The following is a 227-nucleotide window of genomic DNA, read 5'->3' as shown; positions in this document are numbered from 1 at the left end:
GTATCCGGCCGCAGCGTGGCATAGCCCGCGGCGGTGAAGTAAAAGCGGTTTTGCAGGCGGAACGTCAAGCGGTGCAGGAGACGCTCCCAGCGTTCCCGATACCCCGGCAGGTCGCTGCCGTGTCCGACGAGCAGGAGCGCTTCGCGGCGGGCATCGACGGACAGCGCCCGCAGCCGTTCACAGACGATCTGCTCCGCCAGCGGATGGTCCTCCAGCGGCGGACACCA

The 227-nt window shown here is 68.3% G+C and carries 1 pseudogene; it reads right to left on the bottom strand.

Annotation, left to right across the window (positions count from 1 at the left end):
* Positions 1-227: pseudogene (locus LD028_RS09840) on the bottom strand (sirohydrochlorin chelatase); the annotation flags it as partial.

Source organism: Anoxybacillus sp. LAT27, assembly GCF_022030075.1.
In the GTDB taxonomy this organism is placed as follows: Bacteria; Bacillota; Bacilli; order Bacillales; family Anoxybacillaceae; genus Anoxybacillus; species Anoxybacillus kestanbolensis.
The sequence above is the reverse complement of the archived record's forward strand: the minus strand, read 5'-3'. Positions and strand labels throughout refer to the sequence as shown.